Genomic DNA, 15,869 nt, shown 5'->3' with positions numbered 1-15,869 from the left:
ATTCAGGCTGAAAATAACCGGCTTTTCAGAGGATTCTTCTCCAATCCCGGTTCGCATCTGAATTCCGGGGCGGTCACAGGCCGTCGCGGCGTCCGGTTCCCAAGAGAGTTTCGACCGGCAGTTGGAGGCCGTCCTTCACCACCTTGGTCACGACATAGGTGAAATACTTGTCGATCCCGATGTTTTGTTCGAGCAGCCGGTCGACGAGTTGCTGATAGTCCTCAATGTCCCGGGTCGCGGTGGTGAGCAGGTAATCGATCCCGCCGCCGACCGCCCAGCAACCGGTAATTTCCGGGACTTCTTTGATCGTTTTCTCAAATCGTTCGAAATCGCTTTGGCGATGATTGGCCAGAGTGACCTCCATGAATACCCGCGCGAAGCCCCCGAGTGCTTTGATCGAAAGATGAGCGTAATAACCGGTGATGAAGCCTTGTTGTTCCAAGCGGCGCAGGCGGGTCCAGGCAGGTGTGGGAGAAAGGCCGACACGCTCGGCGAGGGCGACCTTGGTGATGCGGCCTTCGCGTTGGATTTCGGCCAGGATCCGGACATCGATTGCATCGAGTTTCATTGTCGTCATAGGGGCCCGGACCGTCTGTTTTGTTCATCTGGAGATGGAACTCCCAAGCTTTCTGCCACGCTGAGCATCCTATGCAAGGTTTTTCGGTTGCCAGTTCATAGCTAAATTGTCATGAATTAAATCATGACAAACTGGCACCCCGATCCCAAGCAACTGAAGCGGCCCGCTTATTTATCCCTGTCGGAACAGTTTGCGGAGGCGATCGCCGAAGGGGCGCTCTCCGCCGGAGAACGTTTGCCGACTCATCGCCAGCTAGCCTACGATCTGGGGCTTTCGATCCAGACCGTCAGCCGGGCCTACGACGAGCTGTCGCGCCTCGGGCTCGTCACCGGTGAAACAGGCCGCGGTACCTTTGTCGCGCGGACCGGGCGTGAGCCGGACCTTCCCTACATCCCCGAACGCACGAACCAGACCATCGACGTCTCGATGCTTAAACCCGTGTGTGAGCAGATGCATATCAAGCGTCTGCGCTCGGCCCTTGCCGAAGTCGCTTTGGAGTTACCGGCCAGCGACATTACCTCCTTTCGGCCCAACGCGGTCTTTACGCGTCATCGGGCAGTGGCGGTTGAGTGGCTGAAGCACTGCGGCGTGGAAACCGATGCGCATAATGTGCTGGTGACCAACGGCGCCACGCCGGCCATGACGATTGCTCTTATGACCGCGGCCAAGCCGAAGGGGATGATCGTGACCGAGCAACTGGGGCATCATACCCTGATGCCGCTGGTATCCTATCTCGGTATGCGGCTGGAAGGGATCGCCATCGACGAACAGGGTATCCGCCCGGATGCCCTGGAGAAGGCCTGCAGGAATCTCGACGTTCAGGCGCTTTATCTCTTGCCCAACGGTGCCAATCCGACCAACGCGATCATGGGCTTCGAACGGCGCTCGGCCCTGGTGGAGATCGCCCGCCGCGCCGATATTCAAATCATCGAAAACGATTCCTGGGGGCCGTTGGTCGAAGACCATCCGGCGCCTTTCGTGACCCTGGCACCCGAGCGTACCCACTACTTCACCAGTTTTACCAAGATCGTGGTGCCCGGTCTTAGAACCGGTTATCTGGTCGTGCCGGAACGGTTTGTCGCGGCGGCCGCGAACCGTCACCTCGTCACCAACTGGATGGCGACGCCGATCATCGCCGAGTTGGCAACACGGTGGGTGGAGGACGGCACCGCCATGGAATTTGTCCATTGGCAGCGGGACGCTCTACGGCGGCGGCACCGGATCGTCGATGAGGTTTTGCAGGGTGTTGACTATCGCGCCCATCCGGAAAGCCTTCATGTCTGGCTGCCGCTTCCAAAGGGGCGTAAGGAAGATGAATTTACCGCTCTCGCAAGGGTTCAGGGGGTTGCCGTCGCGCCTGGAAAATCCTTTGCGATTTCTCACGAGCATGCCGATCCCGCCATAAGGATCTGTATCGGTGCGCCCAGCGAGCGTGATTTGCGGGCGGCCCTGATCACGCTTGCCGGGCTTTACCACGGTGACCCGGAACCGGCGCTTCTCGCTATCTGAAGATTTGGCGTTGCCGGATATCCGTAGGCTGTTCGTATTTACTGCATTGATATTGTCATGATACGTTTTTAAAATTGACATGATTTAATGTCGAACCCATCGTAGCCGGGAAATCAGGGTCTCAGGCGGGGAACGACGGCTTCATGCTTCAGCCGATTATCGAAATTGATGGCGTGTCCAAGAGCTTTGGCGCCTTGGAGGTTCTCAAGGACCTCTCTTTTAACGTCGCGCCGGGCGAAAAGCTGGCGTTGATCGGCCCTTCAGGTTCGGGAAAGACGACGATCCTGCGCATCCTGATGACGTTGGAGACCATCAACGGCGGCACCATCAAGGTCGATGGCGAGCAGCTTTGGCACCGCGAACACGAAGGCGGGCTGATCCCAGCCGACGAGCGCCATTTGCATAAGATGCGCGCCAAGATCGGCATGGTCTTTCAGCTCTTCAATCTCTTTCCCCACAAGACCGTTCTGGAAAATGTGACCCTGGCGCCGATCTTGACCAAAGGTGCCGGCCGCGAAGATGCGAAACGCAGCGCCATGACTCTGTTGGAAATGGTCGGCATGGCCGAAAAGGCCGATGCGAAACCGGCGCAGCTCTCGGGCGGCCAGAAGCAGCGCGTTGCGATCGCCCGCGCCCTGGCTTTGCAGCCCAAGATCATGCTGTTCGACGAGGTGACCTCTGCGCTGGATCCCGAACTGGTTGAGGAAGTGCTCAACGTCATGCGGCGCCTCGCCGAGGAAACCGACATGACCATGCTGCTGGTCACGCACGAAATGAGTTTTGCCCATGATTTTGCCGACCGCGTCCTGTTTTTCGACGGCGGCCGGATCGTGGAGGAAGGGCCACCCGACGATATCTTCACCCAGCCGAAGGAAGAACGCACACAGGCCTTCCTGAAAAAGATCATCGCTGCGGGGCAGCGGATCTGATCCGCCGGACGCTGCAACGGACTTGAACGACAATAAACCAAAAAGGGAGAAAAGCAGATGACCAGATTAATGACGACCTTCCGGTCGATCCTGCCGACCGCTGCTGTGGCTGCGGTTCTCGTCACATCGCTCGGCGGCGTGAGCGATGTCAGGGCCGAGGGCGATTTAGAACGCTTGAAGGAACAGGGGTTTGCGCGCATCGCAATTGCCAACGAGCCACCCTGGACCGAAGTGAAGTCGGACGGAAAGGTCACCGGCGCGGCCCCGGAAGTGGCGCGCGCGGTTCTTAAACGCCTTGGAGTCGGCGACGTCGTTGCTTCCATCTCGGAATACGGCGCGATGATTCCGGGTATCCAGGCCAAGCGTTTCGATATGGTTGCAGCAGGCCTCTTTATCAAACCGGAGCGCTGCAATGCGGTTCTCTTTTCCGAACCCGATCTTTGCGATGCAGAATCCTTTGCGGTCAAAAAGGGTAATCCGCTCGGGGTCAAAAGTTTCGAAGCCATCGCGGCCTCCGAGAGTGCCAAGGTCGGCGTCGTGGGCGGCGGCACCGAGGAGAAGCTTGCTCTCGGCGCCGGCGTCCCCCGGGAGCGCGTGGTCGTGGTGCCCGACCCACAGAGCGGGCTGAAGATGTTGCAGGACGGCCGGATCGACGTCTACGCCCTGCCGGTGCTCTCGATCAGCGATCTTCTGAAAAAGGCCAACGACCCGGGCCTGGAAATGTTCGCGCCGGTTGAGAACACGCCGATTTTCTGTGCGGGCGTTGCCTTCCCCAAAGGCGCCGGTGCTCTGCGGGACTCCTACGACAAGGTGCTCGCTGAAATGAAGTCGAGTGGCGAGTTCGCCAAGATCGTCGAGCCGTTCGGCTATTCCGCCGAAGCGGCCAGCTTGACCAGCCGCGAGAAGCTCTGCGGCGGCCCGAACTGAACTGATGACCGGAGAGGGGTGCGGTTTAGAAACTGTGCCCCTCTGCCTTTCTTTCCCAGGGCGTCATGCATCCGCCAAAGGCCGGGTGGGGACATGCCTTGGAAAGTGTGAAAAGAGAAGATTGCGAAATTCGCTATGGCGCAGTGGTCCGGTTATCTGGAGCTGATCCTTCAAGGGGCTCTGGTCACGCTGCAACTGACTGTCCTTGGGACGGTCGTTGCTTTGATCATGGCATTCCTCGGCGGCCTCGGCCGTTTGTCGAGACACTGGTGGATTCGCTGGCTGGCGACCGGTTACATCGAGTTCTTCCGCGGCACCTCGATCTTCGTGCAGCTTTTTTGGGCTTACTTTGTGCTGCCGCTCTTCGGAATTCCCTTGTCACCTCTGCAGGCGGGTGTTCTCGCGCTGGGACTGAACGTCGGTGCCTACGGGGCTGAAGTAGTGCGAGGCGCCATTCAGTCGGTACCCAAGGAGCAGTACGAAGCCTGCACGGCACTGAATCTGACCGGCTGGCAGCGGATGCGGCACGTGATTCTGCCGCAGGCTTTTGTCCTGATGCTGCCGACCTTCGGTAACAACGCGATCGAGCTCTTGAAGGGAACCGCAGTCGTGTCCTTGATTTCGTTGTCGGACATGACCTTTCAAGCCCAGGTCGTGCGCGCTCAAACCGGCGAAACAGCTCTTCCTTTCCTGACCATCCTGTTGCTGTATTTCGTCTTTTCCACCGCCATTTCCACCGCCATTCGCGGGCTTGAGCGGCATCTGGCCCGCGGCCTCGACGGCACCAGAAGTTAGGATCTGTAGAGATGGACTGGGATTGGGTCTTTGCCGCCGAAATCATCCCCACACTTTTGGATGGTGTGGTGATTACGATCCAGGCGACGTTGCTCGGTTCGGCGGTCGCCATGGTCGTCGGTATGTTTTTCGCGATTCTCAGGCGTTCAAGAAATGTCTTCGTGTCTAAGCCGGTCGGCTTCTTCATTGACTTCGTGCGCGGAACGCCCCTGCTGGTTCAGCTCTATTTCCTCTTCTATATCCTGCCCGATATCGGGATCCTATTGTCGCCTCTGGTTGCCGGTGTCATCGGCCTCGGGCTGCACTACGGAACTTATACGTCTGAGGTCTACCGCGCCGGAATCGACAATGTTCCGAGCGGTCAGTGGGAGGCCGCCAAGGCTGCCAACCTGACCATGCCGCAAACCTGGTGCCATGTAATCCTGCCTCAGGCGATTCCGCCCATGATCCCGGTCCTGGCCAACTACATCGTTTCCATGTTCAAGGAGACGCCGCTGCTGGCGGCAATCACGGTACTGGAGTTGATGAACCAGGCGCGCAGCCTCGCGAACTTCCACTATCGTTATCTGGAACCCATGACTTTGGTCGGTGTGTTTTTTCTTATCATCAGTGTCTTTTCTGTCGTTCTGCTCCGGTGGCTTGAAAACCGCTTCAAACGGGTGGGCTAGGGTGACTATGAAGGCATCCGCCCTGCGCTTAGCCGACACTCGCATCGTCTATGATGATGAAAATGTGATCAAACGTATCGGCCTGATTCTCTTGGCAACCGACCTGACGTCCGAGCGGGATTTCGCGCGTATGCTTCCAAGAGATGCGGTTGATCTCTATTGCAGCCGCATCGCCTACGCCAACCCCACCACACCGGACAATCTGCGCAAGATGCAGACGAAACTGTCGGAGACCGCGGCGCTTCTGCTGCCGGATGAAGCTCTGGATGTGGTCTGCTACTCCTGCACGGCGGCATCGGTGGTGATCGGTGACGAAGAGGTGGAGGCGGCCGTTGCGCTGGGCAAACCCGGTGCCGCCGTCGTCACCCCGCCGTCCGCCGTCTGCAGGGGACTGGGCGCCCTGGGGGCGCAGCGGATCAGTATGCTGACGCCTTATACCAAGGAGACTTCGGCCCCGATGGCGCGCTATTTCGAGGCCCACGGATTCGAGGTGCAGGGCTTGAGATGTTTCGGCCTCGAGGACGACCGGGTTATGGCGCGGGTGACGCCGCAGAGCATCGTGGAAGCAGCGCGGGAAGCCATGTCGGAGAGTGCCGATGCCCTGTTCATTTCCTGCACCGCATTGCGTGCGGCGGAGGTTGCAGGAGAAATCGAGAGAGCCATCGGTAAACCGGTGGTAACCTCCAATCAGGCCAGTGTTTGGATGGCCCTGCGGCGCGCTGGCGTCGTGACGGCGATTGAGGGTTATGGCCACCTGCTGCGCTGCCCCTTAACGGCCACCTGAAGTAAGACGGGAAAGATATGGCGGAAGGTACCGGCAAGGTCAGCGGTCTGATTGCAGCCGAAGAAATTGAGCAGGCCCGCGAGCGCATTGCGGGCCGCGTGGTCCGGACGCCGCTGGTCCGTTCGCCGGCGCTCACCGACATGTGCGGCGTTCCTGTGCACCTGAAGCTGGAGCATCGGCAGACCACCGGCAGTTTTAAACTGCGCGGCGCGACCAATGCCGTGCTGTCGCTCGGTGAGCAGGAGAGGGCCCGCGGCGTCGTGGGCGTATCGACCGGCAATCACGGACGGGGCCTGGCCTATGCGGCGAAGGCAGCGGGCGTGCGCTGCATTATCTGCATGTCGGAGCTGGTGCCCGGTAACAAGGTTGCGGGGATCGAGGCTCTGGGTGCTGAAGTGCGGATTGTAGGGCGCTCTCAGGACGACGCCCAAGTTGAGGTTGACCGCCTGGTGCGTGAGGCGGGCATGACCATGCTGCCGCCCTTCGATCATCGCGCCGTGATCGCTGGGCAGGGGACGCTGGGCCTCGAAATTCTGGAAGATCTTCCGGCGCTGGATACGGTGTTGGTTCCCTTGTCGGGCGGAGGTCTGATTTCCGGATTGGCGCTGGCAGTCAAGTCTGCCCGGCCAGAGGTACGTGTCATCGGAATCTCTATGGAACGCGGCGCCGCCATGCGCGATTGCCAGAAAGCCGGTAAGCCAATTCCGGTCGAGGAGATGACGACCCTGGCGGATTCGCTGGGCGGCGGAATCGGCCTGGAAAACCGTTATACCTTTGCCATGGTGCGCGAGCTTGTGGACGACATCGTCACTCTCAGCGAAAGTGAGATCGCCGAGGGGATCCGCCATGCCTACTGGCGGGAACAGGAGGTCATCGAGGGGTCCGGGGCGGTCGGGATCGGCGCCCTGCTGGCGGGCAAGGTTCAGGCAGAAGGGCCCTTGGTGGCTCTGGTTTCAGGGCGCAACATCGACATGGCGCTGCATCACAAAGTCATCTCCGGCGAAGAGCCGGATATCTACGGAGAAACATGATGCCGAGTATGAGCATCCTGACCGAGTCCGAACTGCGCGATCTGGTGGCGCTCGATCTGGATGCGGTCGCATGTGTCGAAAATGCCTTTACCGCCCTGGCATCGGGGCGCGTGGTGATGCCGCCCATCCTGCGGCTGGACATTCACGAAAGTAATGGCGAAGTCGACGTCAAGACCGCTTATGTTCCCGGGCTGGATGGCTTTGCGATCAAGATCAGCCCCGGTTTCTTCGACAATCCCAAACTGGGCCTTCCCAGCGTGAACGGCCTGATGGTTTTCTTCTCAGCAAAGACCGGCATGATCGAGGCACTGCTGCTGGACAACGGTTATCTGACCGATGTTCGTACGGCAGCGGCCGGTGCCGTTGCCGCCAAGCATCTCTCGCGGCAGGACTCCCAAACCGCCGCTGTATTTGGGGCCGGCGTTCAGGCGCAGCTGCAGCTCAAAGCCCTCACGCTGGTACGGCCGATCCGACAAGCGCGGATCTGGGGCCGCCACGCCGATAAGGCCATTGCCGCCGCCAAGGCGCTGAGCGACGAACTGGGAATATCCGTGACCGCGGTGTCCGATCCTTCAGCGACGGCAAAGGGCGCCGACATCGTCGTCACCACGACCCCCGCCGACGCGCCCATCTTCCATGCCGAATGGCTGGAGGCCGGGCAGCATGTCACTGCTATGGGCTCGGACGCCGAGCACAAGAATGAGTTGGATCCCGCGGTCTTCGCGCGTGCCGATCACTATGTTGCCGACAGCCTTTCACAAACACGCCGCCTTGGAGAGTTGCATCATGCCATCGATGCAGGGGTCGTCCCGGCCGAACGCGATTTCCCCGAACTGGGCGCGGTCATTGCGGGCGGTACTCCGCTGCGGCGTAGCGATGGCGAGATCACCCTCTGCGATTTAACCGGGACAGGCGTGCAGGATACTGCTATTGCCGCTTTGACCGTTGCCCGGGCTGAGACCGCCCAACGTGGAACCAGATTTGATGCCTAATACCTAGGAGCGTTGATAATGACCCCTATAGACAACCGAAACGGCGACTTCGCGCGACTTTCAGGCTGCGTCCCGTGCGACTTCCGATGCACCGCATCGCTGCGCCGCTCGTTCCTATCTGAAAGACGCGTAAAGAAGTCTCTAAGGGTCATTATCAACGCTCCTAGGTATTAACCCCCAAACCCTATCGAGAGAACTGCCGTGCCCGACATCACCCTGAATTTCAGCCGCGCCGAATATGCCGAGCGGCTTGCCAAAACCCGGCGCGCCATGGAGAAGGCCGGCGTGGATCTGATTATCGTCTCCGACCCTTCGAACATGGCGTGGCTGACCGGATATGACGGCTGGTCCTTTTACGTGCATCAGGCGGTTGTCGTTGCGCTGGACGGCGAGCCGGTCTGGTGGGGCCGCAATATGGACGGCAACGGCGCGCGCCGTACTGTCTACATGGCCGAGGACAATATCGTCGGTTACCCGGATCACTTCGTTCAGTCGACCGAACGCCACCCCATGGATCATCTCTCCGACAGTCTGAAAAGCCGTGGCTGGGACAGTCTGCGCATTGGGGTGGAGATGGACAACTACTGGTTCTCGGCGGCGGCCTTTGAATCGCTCAAGAGCCATTTGACCGGCGCCAGCTTCAGCGATGCGACCGGTCTGGTGAACTGGCAGCGGGCGGTCAAGAGCCCGACCGAGATCACCTTCATGCGCCGGGCAGCGCGTATCGTCGAAGCCATGCATGCAAAGATCCTCGAGCTGGCCGAACCGGGGTTGCCGAAAAACGAACTGGTCGCCGAGATATATGCCACCGGCATCCGAGGCGCCGACGGCCACTGGGGTGATTATTCTGCGTTCGTGCCGATGCTGCCCTCGGGCGTGGATGCGACCGCGCCGCACCTGACCTGGGACGACCGGCCCTTCAAAGACGGCGAAGGCACCTTCTTTGAGATCGGCGGCTGCTACCGCCGCTACCAGTGCCCACAGTCGCGCTCAATCTTTTTCGGCAAGCCGCCTCAGAAGTATCTGGATGCCGAAGCCGCTGTGCTGGAAGCCACTGCGGCCGGCCTGGAAGCGGCGAAGCCCGGCAATACCTGCGAAGACCTGGCGGCAGCTTTCTTCACGACCCTTGATAAATTCGGCATCGAGAAAGAGGGCCGCTGCGGCTACGCGATCGGTCTCTCCTATCCGCCGGACTGGGGTGAGCGCACCATGTCGTTCCGCCCCGGCGACAAGACGGTCCTGCAACCCGGTATGACGTTCCATTTCATGCCAGCGATCTGGCTGGACGACGGCGGTCTGGAGATCACCGAGCCGATTCTGATCACAGAGGCCGGCGCGGAGTGCCTCTGCAACACGCCGCGCAAGCTCTTTGTGAAGTCGTGACGGAGTGCAAGCCATGACAAAAACGGAAACGCGCCCTTCGTCGATCACTGCCACTGTCGATTTCGAGGCTGACGGCGTGCATCACGGCTTTTTGCAATTGCCCTATAGCCGGGACGATTCTGCCTGGGGTTCGGTGATGGTTCCTCTGGCCGTAGTTAAGAACGGTGAAGGGCCGACAGCGTTGCTGACCGGCGGCAATCACGGAGATGAGTACGAAGGTCCGGTTGCTCTCTTTGACTTGGCGCAAAAGCTGACGGCAGAAGAAGTGTCCGGCCGGGTGATCATTATCCCAGCCATGAACTATCCTGCTTTCTGTGCGGGAACCCGGACCTCACCCATCGATAAGGGCAATATGAACCGAAGCTTCCCCGGCCGCCCGGACGGCACGGTGACGGAGAAGCTGGCTGACTACTTTCAACGAACTCTCCTGCCGCTTGCCGACGTGGTTCTGGATATACACTCCGGTGGTAAGACGCTCGACTTCCTGCCTTTTGCCGCAGCGCACACTCTGGAAGACAAGGATCAGGAAGCGAAGTGCTTCGCCGGTGTTGCCGCTTTCGCCGCGCCCTGGTCTCTGCGCATGGTCGAGATCGACGCGGCCGGCATGTACGACACGGCGGCCGAGGAAATGGGCAAGGTTTTCGTCACCACCGAACTCGGCGGCGGTGGCTCGGCGCGAGCCGAGACCATCGAGATCGCCAAACGCGGCGTGCGGAACTTGCTCTGCCATTCGGGAATTCTAACCGGCGAGATCGAGCAAGCCCCGACCCGCTGGCTCGACATGCCTTCCGGCGAGTGCTTTGTCTTTGCGGAGGATCCGGGTCTGGTCGAAGTTTGCCGTGATCTCGGTGATCTGGTGAAAGCCGGCGAGGTGATCGCCCGCGTGCATCCGATCGGCAAAACCGGTGCCGCGCCGGTGGAATACCGGGCTAAGATCGACGGTATTATTGCCGGGCGCCACTTCCCCGGACTGGTCAAGTCGGGCGACTTCCTGGCTGTGGTTGGGGTTGCCGAGTAACCGTAGACAAGACTGCCATCGGATGAGGTGCAGTGCGTTGATATCTCGCTTTCGGTTTCGCTACTCTGTGCGAGATTGAGCACCGCCCGGTAAACCTCCATCGGTTGAGTGGTGACCCGAGCAGCTTAGCTTAGTTTAGTTTAGTTGGCTGTTGGGTCTCCCTCCTCCTTGCTAGCCGCCACCCCAGGATTGGCCCCCCAGCCATCGCGCTCCCGGGTTGGGCGGGTAGGGAGCCCGTAGTGCCGAGACCGTTCGAAGATCGGCAACCCGGACGCAAGCATTGAATGGAAAAACCAATTCATCGCATTTGATACATCTTCCGGGCATTCCCAGGTAACGAAGTGTCCTGAATCGAGCACAAGAATGGCCTCGAGGCCTGGAATGTGTTCGTCCATACCCTTCGCGTAATCAATCGGCTGCCGAGGATCATGCTCGCCGTGGATGTACAGCACCGGCATCGTGAACTTTGAGTAGTCAACCGGGTTGCTGTGCCTGATATGGCTAAAGTAGAGCGGCACCACTTCCGATATTCCGGGGTAGGAAAACTCCTTCACGATCTCGGCGATCTCAGCTTCGTCAGGCCTCGTCTCGGCTTTACAGGAGGTGTCGAACCAGACCCGGACATAGGCCTCCGCGTTCTTCATCAGCGCCGCGGCCTTCTCGGGGTTGAGTCCGTTCCATTGATGATGCAGCGAATTTCGGGCGTCATAGGTATGGAGCGAGAGGCAGCATCGGACATAGCGTTCGATCCGGTGTGGCGCGGCGCTGATGATGTTGTCGGCAACGACGACGCCCCAGTCATGGCCCGCAATGTGGAAGTTTTCGACTCCTATGCTGTCCAGGAATGCCAGCGTCTCTTCAGCGACCACGCTTGCAGCGTAATCGCCCTTCGGCTTTCCGGATTGTCCGTATCCCTTCATATCCGGCACAATCACACGGAACTGCTTGCTTAGGACCGGGATCTGATGCTGCCAGCACCGCCAGCTCTCCGGAATGCCGTGGAGCAGCACCACCGCAGGGCCGCTACCCGCCTCGACCCAATGCCAGTCCAGGCCGTCGACGGTCGTCGTGTAATGATCAAATGTGTCGTTTGTCATTGTCAGGACTGCCCCTTTCTAAGCCGAGCGCCACCATCGTCGCGGCTCAACGTTTTCCGGAAGAACGTCGGCACTTACTTCACGAGCGATTTTGTGAATCTCGGTGTAAGTATCGAGGCCGCCTGACCATTCGTTCAAGCGTTCACGCCACGACTCCCAGGGTTCTGGATTGAACTCTGGCGATGAGCGTTCTTCCGCTTCTTTGAGTGCTTCACGTGAAAGCTCGACAAAGGGCACGCCTGCCTTGCCAAAAATTGTGTCTGGATGCTGTGGATTGCTGGCGCCTACGACATTGATCAGGGCGGCTTCCTGGGCATTCTGGACATAGATCTGAGTCTGATAGGCCGATTCCATCACGGCATCCTGAAGCTCACCCGGAAGCCCGTCGAAGACGGATGCGTTCATGGACGTCGCTTCGGTTCCGCAGAACATCCTGAGATCGACCGCCTGTCCCATCACAGGGCTCATATTTGCGTAAGCGGCGGCTGACGCCCAGGTTTCGGCACCGTCGATCAATCCTTGCTTCAGCCCATCGAGGGTTTCTTCCCAGGCGACGGGAACCGGGTTCAAATCAAGCTGTTGCATCGCGATCCGGCCGAGCTGCGTCCCGGTGACGCGGTTCTTCGTGCCGGCAAGATCGTTCACCGAAGTGACTCTCGGCTTGTCGCCCCAGGCTGAACCCAGCATCAACCCGCGCAGTTCACAGTGAGAGAACAGCATGTGGATTCCATGACGCTTGCGCAGCGGTTCACGAAGGAGCTGTTCGCTCTTGGGATGGTAGAGAAAATGGTACTGTGCGGACCGGCCCGGAAACATATAGGCGTAATCGAGTACATTGAGATAAGGCGCTCCGCCTGCTGAATTTTGTGTGGAGGCGGTGAAAAGGTCGATAATGCCTTGCTGGGTTTTCTTGACGCAGTTGAGCTCGCCGCAAATCTGATTCTGGCCGAAATACTCAATCCGGATCTCTCCGTCGGTACGTTCTTCCAAGTCCCGGGCGAAATGCACGCCTCCGGTGACAAGGATGTTCTCCGTTCTCGGGCTGAAACCGGCCGCGCCGAATTTGAGGGTGAACTTAGGCTCCTTCCCGAAGCGCTTTTGATAGGTTGATTCGGCCGCCACCGCGAGACTTGCGAGCGTGAGCGGGCCCGTTGCGGCCGCACCTGCAAACAGCACAGAGGATAACCCGTACTGCTTCGCCAAGCTCAAAAATTCCCGCTTTGAGATCCCGTTCTGCCGATCTTCGATCATGACTTCCTCCCTAGATCAACTGAGCAAATTTTGATTTCGCTTTCATAGGCGGCAGACTGGTGATCTTATTAGTATGTAGCAAATGCTATATATGAATGAGTTAAATGCTGAATTGGAATACAACTCTTAAGTACATGCACTGGCTGGATAGATGAACCTCCGTGGCCTCAGGTATTTTGCCGCCGTGGCTCAAGCTCGGAGCTTCACTAAAGCTGCTGCGCGTCTCAACGTGGCGCAGCCAGCGGTTTCTCGGCAAATCCAAAATCTCGAAGCCGATCTCGGCGTTGATCTCCTGAAACGCACTCGAAATGGCGTTGAACTTACCGGCGCCGGCGACTTCTTCCTCCAACGAGTGATGCCGCTGCTGGTTGAACTCGATCAAGCGAAGGATCTGCTGTCGCATCAATCTGAGGCACAAGTAAAGGACGTGGCGATCGGCCTGACCACAGGCGAGGGTTTGGCCGTTGCCCCCATGCTCATCCGCCGTTGGGCCGAAATGTTCCCGGCAGCCAAACTAAAGATCGTCGAGGGCTTGGCTCCATTGATCTATTCCGGTTTACAGAATGGATCGATCGACATCGGTGTCGCACCTGAGCCACTTTCCTTCGCCGGGATTTGGACACGCCCCTTGTTCGAAGAACCCCTGGTTCTGATTGGCCCAATGAACCCAGTCCCTCCTATGCCCGATATCGGATCGATCGACCTCACCGATATTCAGGCTCTATTGCGGTTACCTCTGATAGCACCGAGCAGTCCAAACCCCTTGAGGGGCAACATCGAAGCACTGTCGCAAGCGTACGAAGTTGAAGCCAACGTAGCCGTTGAACTCGACTCGATGGCAATCATCAAGGACCTGGTTCGCCGGGGCGTGGGCTGTGCACTGACGACCTATGCTCACCTTGCAAATGAGATCGAGCACGACATGGTGAGGGTCTTACCGGTTGAAGCGCCGGGCTTTTGGCGAAACGTGAGCCTTTTCGGGCTTCTTCGAAAAGATGGATCGACCCCGAATGATATAGCGATCGATTTCATCGAAGGGCTTATCATCGATACGGTCGAAGCGGGCCTCTGGCCGGGAGCCCGCGTCCTGAAGAAATGCGGCGAGCGCTCAGGAACGCCTTAGCGACTTTGGAATAGCGGCCCGTTCGACCGGACACCCCTTTGATCGACATACGCCCTCATCGCAAAGACGGCAGATACGCCGCGCGGCCTCCTCACCGTCGGTTATCTGATTCAGGGCGGCTTCCAACACAGGGCCGAGCGCCTGCTGTTGGCTTGCGGTTAGAGAGTCTAGGACCTTAGCCGTCACCTGCTCGCGGGCATGGAGGACTTTATCGGCCCGCTTTCGCCCGGAAGCAGTCAGCCGTAGTACTACAGACCGGCCGTCATCGAGATTGCGGTGACGCTCGACCAATTTCTCTTGCTCCAGGGTGTTGATGAGGCGAACGGCACCGGAATGCGTCAACCCCAACACCTTGCTTAGAACGTCGATACTGTCGCTGGGGTGGTTACGGATTGTCACCAGGGCAGACTCGTGGCTAAGGCTCCGACCGCCCAGCTTGGAGATCTCTTGCTCGATCCCGGCGGAAACGCTTGTGGCGAAGGCGCCCAGGAGATTGGTTAGGTAGGCATTTTTGCTCATTGGATATTTTTATATGACTGGCTCATAAAAAACAATAGACAGTCATATCGGTATGTGTATTGTATGACTCACTCATATAATACACCGGAGAAGATCCATGTTCGAGTTATCGCGCCGAAACATTCTTTTGGGCGCTCTGATGGGAGGCGCGCTTATTGGGTCCGCCAAATCCATCTACGCTGACGGCACTGAACAGAAACGACAATCCTTGGAGCAAACATCCGAAATGACTAGTGACACCGAAGCCCTGCGTTACAAAAAGCAGTTCAAAACTATCCTCGGCAAACAAATGGCCTACATTGATGAGGGCACCGGCGATCCCATCGTGTTTCTGCACGGCAATCCCACATCCTCTTATCTCTGGCGCAACGTCATGCCACACCTGGAAGGGCGAGGACGCTTGATTGCCATCGATATGATCGGCATGGGCGATTCCGACAAACTCGATAACACGAGTGATGGCAACTATTCTCTGGCAGAAAACAGCACATACACCTTCGCTTTGTTGGAAGCGCTCGGCGTCGAAAAGAACGTGACACTGGTATTACATGATTGGGGCTCAGGCGTGGGCTTCAACTGGGCCAATCAGCACCGCGATGCCGTGAAGGCCATTGCGTTTATGGAAGCCATTGTTACGCCATTTCCAAGCTGGGACGAGTTCCCTGAGGAACTACACGGACCGATCGGCAAGTTCCGCTCTCCAGAGGGTGAGAAAATGGCGTTGGAAGAAAATTTCTTTATCGAAACCCTGCTGCCAAGCGCCATCTTGCGAGACCTGAGTGAAGCCGAGCACGCTGAATACCGCCGGCCGTTTTTAGAAGCGGGCGAAGCACGCCGCGCCACCTTGGCCGGACCGCGGCAGTTGCCGATCGCCGGTGAACCCGCCGATACGGTCGCTCTTGTGGCAGCCTACGGCGAATGGCTCTCAAAATCCGATGACCTACCGAAACTGTTCATCAATGCCGAACCGGGGGCTTTCCTCGTCGGCTACGCACGAGACTTCGTTCGGACTTGGCCGAACCTGAAGGAAGTTACCGTTAAGGGATCTCATTTCGTTCAGGAAGATTCCCCTAATGACATTGGGGAAGCTATTGCCGAGTGGTTACCTGAATGAGGCTGATTTAATGTTCTGAGAAATAATGCCCATCTCAAGGTTTTGGGGTGGGCATTTGTCTGCCGGTGATCGGGCTTGGCGTGTAGTGTTAGGAACTTGGCGCTGAGAAAGGCGTTTGGATCAGGTACGGCTCGTGCCTTTGCTCTTCATTC

Annotated in this window: 16 protein-coding genes; 12 read left to right on the top strand and 4 right to left on the bottom strand. The window is 58.5% G+C overall.

What is annotated here, in order from left to right; all coding sequences use genetic code 11:
* Window positions 1-73 precede the first annotated feature (73 nt).
* A complete protein-coding gene (locus tag QMZ18_RS30125; protein ID WP_282610119.1) occupies window positions 74-577 on the bottom strand; it encodes an Lrp/AsnC family transcriptional regulator in 504 nt (167 codons plus the stop codon).
* A gap of 123 nt (window positions 578-700) precedes the next feature.
* Between QMZ18_RS30125 and QMZ18_RS30120 the strand changes: the two genes are divergently transcribed.
* From QMZ18_RS30120 to doeB, 10 genes are all read left to right on the top strand, one after another.
* Window positions 701-2,086, top strand: a complete 1,386-nt coding sequence (locus QMZ18_RS30120) for a PLP-dependent aminotransferase family protein (protein ID WP_282610118.1) — start codon at window positions 701-703, stop codon at window positions 2,084-2,086.
* Window positions 2,087-2,229: 143 nt separating this feature from the next.
* Window positions 2,230-3,015, top strand: coding sequence for an ectoine/hydroxyectoine ABC transporter ATP-binding protein EhuA (gene ehuA, locus QMZ18_RS30115; RefSeq protein WP_282610117.1), 786 nt, complete (start codon window positions 2,230-2,232; stop codon window positions 3,013-3,015).
* A 57-nt stretch (window positions 3,016-3,072) separates the two neighbouring features.
* The gene (ehuB, locus tag QMZ18_RS30110; protein WP_282610116.1) at window positions 3,073-3,942 is read left to right on the top strand and encodes an ectoine/hydroxyectoine ABC transporter substrate-binding protein EhuB; all 870 of its coding nucleotides are present in this window, start codon (window positions 3,073-3,075) and stop codon (window positions 3,940-3,942) included.
* A gap of 135 nt (window positions 3,943-4,077) precedes the next feature.
* A complete protein-coding gene (gene ehuC / locus QMZ18_RS30105; RefSeq protein ID WP_282610115.1) occupies window positions 4,078-4,737 on the top strand; it encodes an ectoine/hydroxyectoine ABC transporter permease subunit EhuC in 660 nt (219 codons plus the stop codon).
* An 11-nt stretch (window positions 4,738-4,748) separates the two neighbouring features.
* Window positions 4,749-5,405, top strand: coding sequence for an ectoine/hydroxyectoine ABC transporter permease subunit EhuD (gene ehuD / locus QMZ18_RS30100; protein ID WP_282610114.1), 657 nt, complete (start codon window positions 4,749-4,751; stop codon window positions 5,403-5,405).
* A gap of 7 nt (window positions 5,406-5,412) precedes the next feature.
* Window positions 5,413-6,189: an ectoine utilization protein EutA gene (gene eutA / locus QMZ18_RS30095; RefSeq protein WP_282610113.1), complete on the top strand. Its 777-nt coding sequence runs from the start codon at window positions 5,413-5,415 to the stop codon at window positions 6,187-6,189.
* Between the two features lie 17 nt (window positions 6,190-6,206).
* Window positions 6,207-7,220, top strand: coding sequence for a hydroxyectoine utilization dehydratase EutB (gene eutB / locus QMZ18_RS30090; protein ID WP_282610112.1), 1,014 nt, complete (start codon window positions 6,207-6,209; stop codon window positions 7,218-7,220).
* Complete coding sequence (eutC, locus tag QMZ18_RS30085) at window positions 7,220-8,212, top strand: ectoine utilization protein EutC (protein WP_282610111.1); 993 nt, start codon at window positions 7,220-7,222, stop codon at window positions 8,210-8,212. Before eutB ends, eutC begins: the two co-directional genes overlap by 1 nt.
* Before the next feature lie 201 nt (window positions 8,213-8,413).
* Entirely contained in the window at window positions 8,414-9,595 is a 1,182-nt protein-coding gene (gene doeA, locus QMZ18_RS30080) for an ectoine hydrolase DoeA (RefSeq protein WP_282610110.1), read from the top strand.
* Between the two features lie 13 nt (window positions 9,596-9,608).
* Window positions 9,609-10,613, top strand: a complete 1,005-nt coding sequence (doeB, locus tag QMZ18_RS30075; RefSeq protein WP_282610108.1) for a N(2)-acetyl-L-2,4-diaminobutanoate deacetylase DoeB — start codon at window positions 9,609-9,611, stop codon at window positions 10,611-10,613.
* 140 nt (window positions 10,614-10,753) lie between these two features.
* Here the strand turns inward: doeB and QMZ18_RS30070 are convergent, their stop codons facing one another.
* Window positions 10,754-11,710 carry an alpha/beta fold hydrolase gene (locus QMZ18_RS30070; RefSeq protein WP_282610107.1) on the bottom strand — a complete coding sequence of 319 codons (957 nt, stop codon included), beginning with the start codon at window positions 11,708-11,710 and terminating at the stop codon, window positions 10,754-10,756.
* Window positions 11,711-11,728: 18 nt separating this feature from the next.
* Window positions 11,729-12,961 (bottom strand): TRAP transporter substrate-binding protein, encoded by a 1,233-nt coding sequence (locus QMZ18_RS30065; protein WP_282610106.1) that lies wholly within the window; start codon window positions 12,959-12,961, stop codon window positions 11,729-11,731.
* A gap of 151 nt (window positions 12,962-13,112) precedes the next feature.
* Between QMZ18_RS30065 and QMZ18_RS30060 the strand changes: the two genes are divergently transcribed.
* Complete coding sequence (locus QMZ18_RS30060; RefSeq protein ID WP_282610105.1) at window positions 13,113-14,084, top strand: LysR family transcriptional regulator; 972 nt, start codon at window positions 13,113-13,115, stop codon at window positions 14,082-14,084.
* On the opposite strand, the gene QMZ18_RS30055 is transcribed toward QMZ18_RS30060, so the two are convergent.
* Complete coding sequence (locus QMZ18_RS30055; RefSeq protein WP_282610104.1) at window positions 14,070-14,603, bottom strand: MarR family winged helix-turn-helix transcriptional regulator; 534 nt, start codon at window positions 14,601-14,603, stop codon at window positions 14,070-14,072. The genes QMZ18_RS30060 and QMZ18_RS30055 overlap by 15 nt on opposite strands.
* Before the next feature lie 139 nt (window positions 14,604-14,742).
* On the opposite strand from QMZ18_RS30055, the gene QMZ18_RS30050 reads away from it, so the two are divergent.
* A complete protein-coding gene (locus tag QMZ18_RS30050) occupies window positions 14,743-15,717 on the top strand; it encodes a haloalkane dehalogenase (RefSeq protein WP_282610103.1) in 975 nt (324 codons plus the stop codon).
* Window positions 15,718-15,869: the final 152 nt, after the last annotated feature.

The sequence above is a fragment of the Pelagibius sp. Alg239-R121 genome (genome assembly GCF_947331435.1).
Classification (GTDB): domain Bacteria; phylum Pseudomonadota; class Alphaproteobacteria; order Kiloniellales; family Kiloniellaceae; genus Denitrobaculum.
The sequence above is the reverse complement of the archived record's forward strand: the minus strand, read 5'-3'. Positions and strand labels throughout refer to the sequence as shown.

Bases quoted from the DNA above. Each gene is read 5' to 3' on its own strand.
- QMZ18_RS30050 (WP_282610103.1), top strand. From the start codon at position 14,743: ATGGGAGGCGCGCTTATTGGGTCCGCCAAATCCATCTACGCTGACGGC.
- QMZ18_RS30125 (WP_282610119.1), bottom strand. From the start codon at position 577: ATGACGACAATGAAACTCGATGCAATCGATGTCCGGATCCTGGCCGAA.
- QMZ18_RS30070 (WP_282610107.1), bottom strand. From the start codon at position 11,710: ATGACAAACGACACATTTGATCATTACACGACGACCGTCGACGGCCTG.
- eutB (WP_282610112.1), top strand. From the start codon at position 6,207: ATGGCGGAAGGTACCGGCAAGGTCAGCGGTCTGATTGCAGCCGAAGAA.
- ehuC (WP_282610115.1), top strand. From the start codon at position 4,078: ATGGCGCAGTGGTCCGGTTATCTGGAGCTGATCCTTCAAGGGGCTCTG.
- ehuB (WP_282610116.1), top strand. From the start codon at position 3,073: ATGACCAGATTAATGACGACCTTCCGGTCGATCCTGCCGACCGCTGCT.
- QMZ18_RS30120 (WP_282610118.1), top strand. From the start codon at position 701: ATGACAAACTGGCACCCCGATCCCAAGCAACTGAAGCGGCCCGCTTAT.
- ehuA (WP_282610117.1), top strand. From the start codon at position 2,230: ATGCTTCAGCCGATTATCGAAATTGATGGCGTGTCCAAGAGCTTTGGC.
- ehuD (WP_282610114.1), top strand. From the start codon at position 4,749: ATGGACTGGGATTGGGTCTTTGCCGCCGAAATCATCCCCACACTTTTG.
- eutC (WP_282610111.1), top strand. From the start codon at position 7,220: ATGCCGAGTATGAGCATCCTGACCGAGTCCGAACTGCGCGATCTGGTG.
- QMZ18_RS30060 (WP_282610105.1), top strand. From the start codon at position 13,113: ATGAACCTCCGTGGCCTCAGGTATTTTGCCGCCGTGGCTCAAGCTCGG.
- QMZ18_RS30055 (WP_282610104.1), bottom strand. From the start codon at position 14,603: ATGAGCAAAAATGCCTACCTAACCAATCTCCTGGGCGCCTTCGCCACA.
- eutA (WP_282610113.1), top strand. From the start codon at position 5,413: ATGAAGGCATCCGCCCTGCGCTTAGCCGACACTCGCATCGTCTATGAT.
- doeB (WP_282610108.1), top strand. From the start codon at position 9,609: ATGACAAAAACGGAAACGCGCCCTTCGTCGATCACTGCCACTGTCGAT.
- QMZ18_RS30065 (WP_282610106.1), bottom strand. From the start codon at position 12,961: ATGATCGAAGATCGGCAGAACGGGATCTCAAAGCGGGAATTTTTGAGC.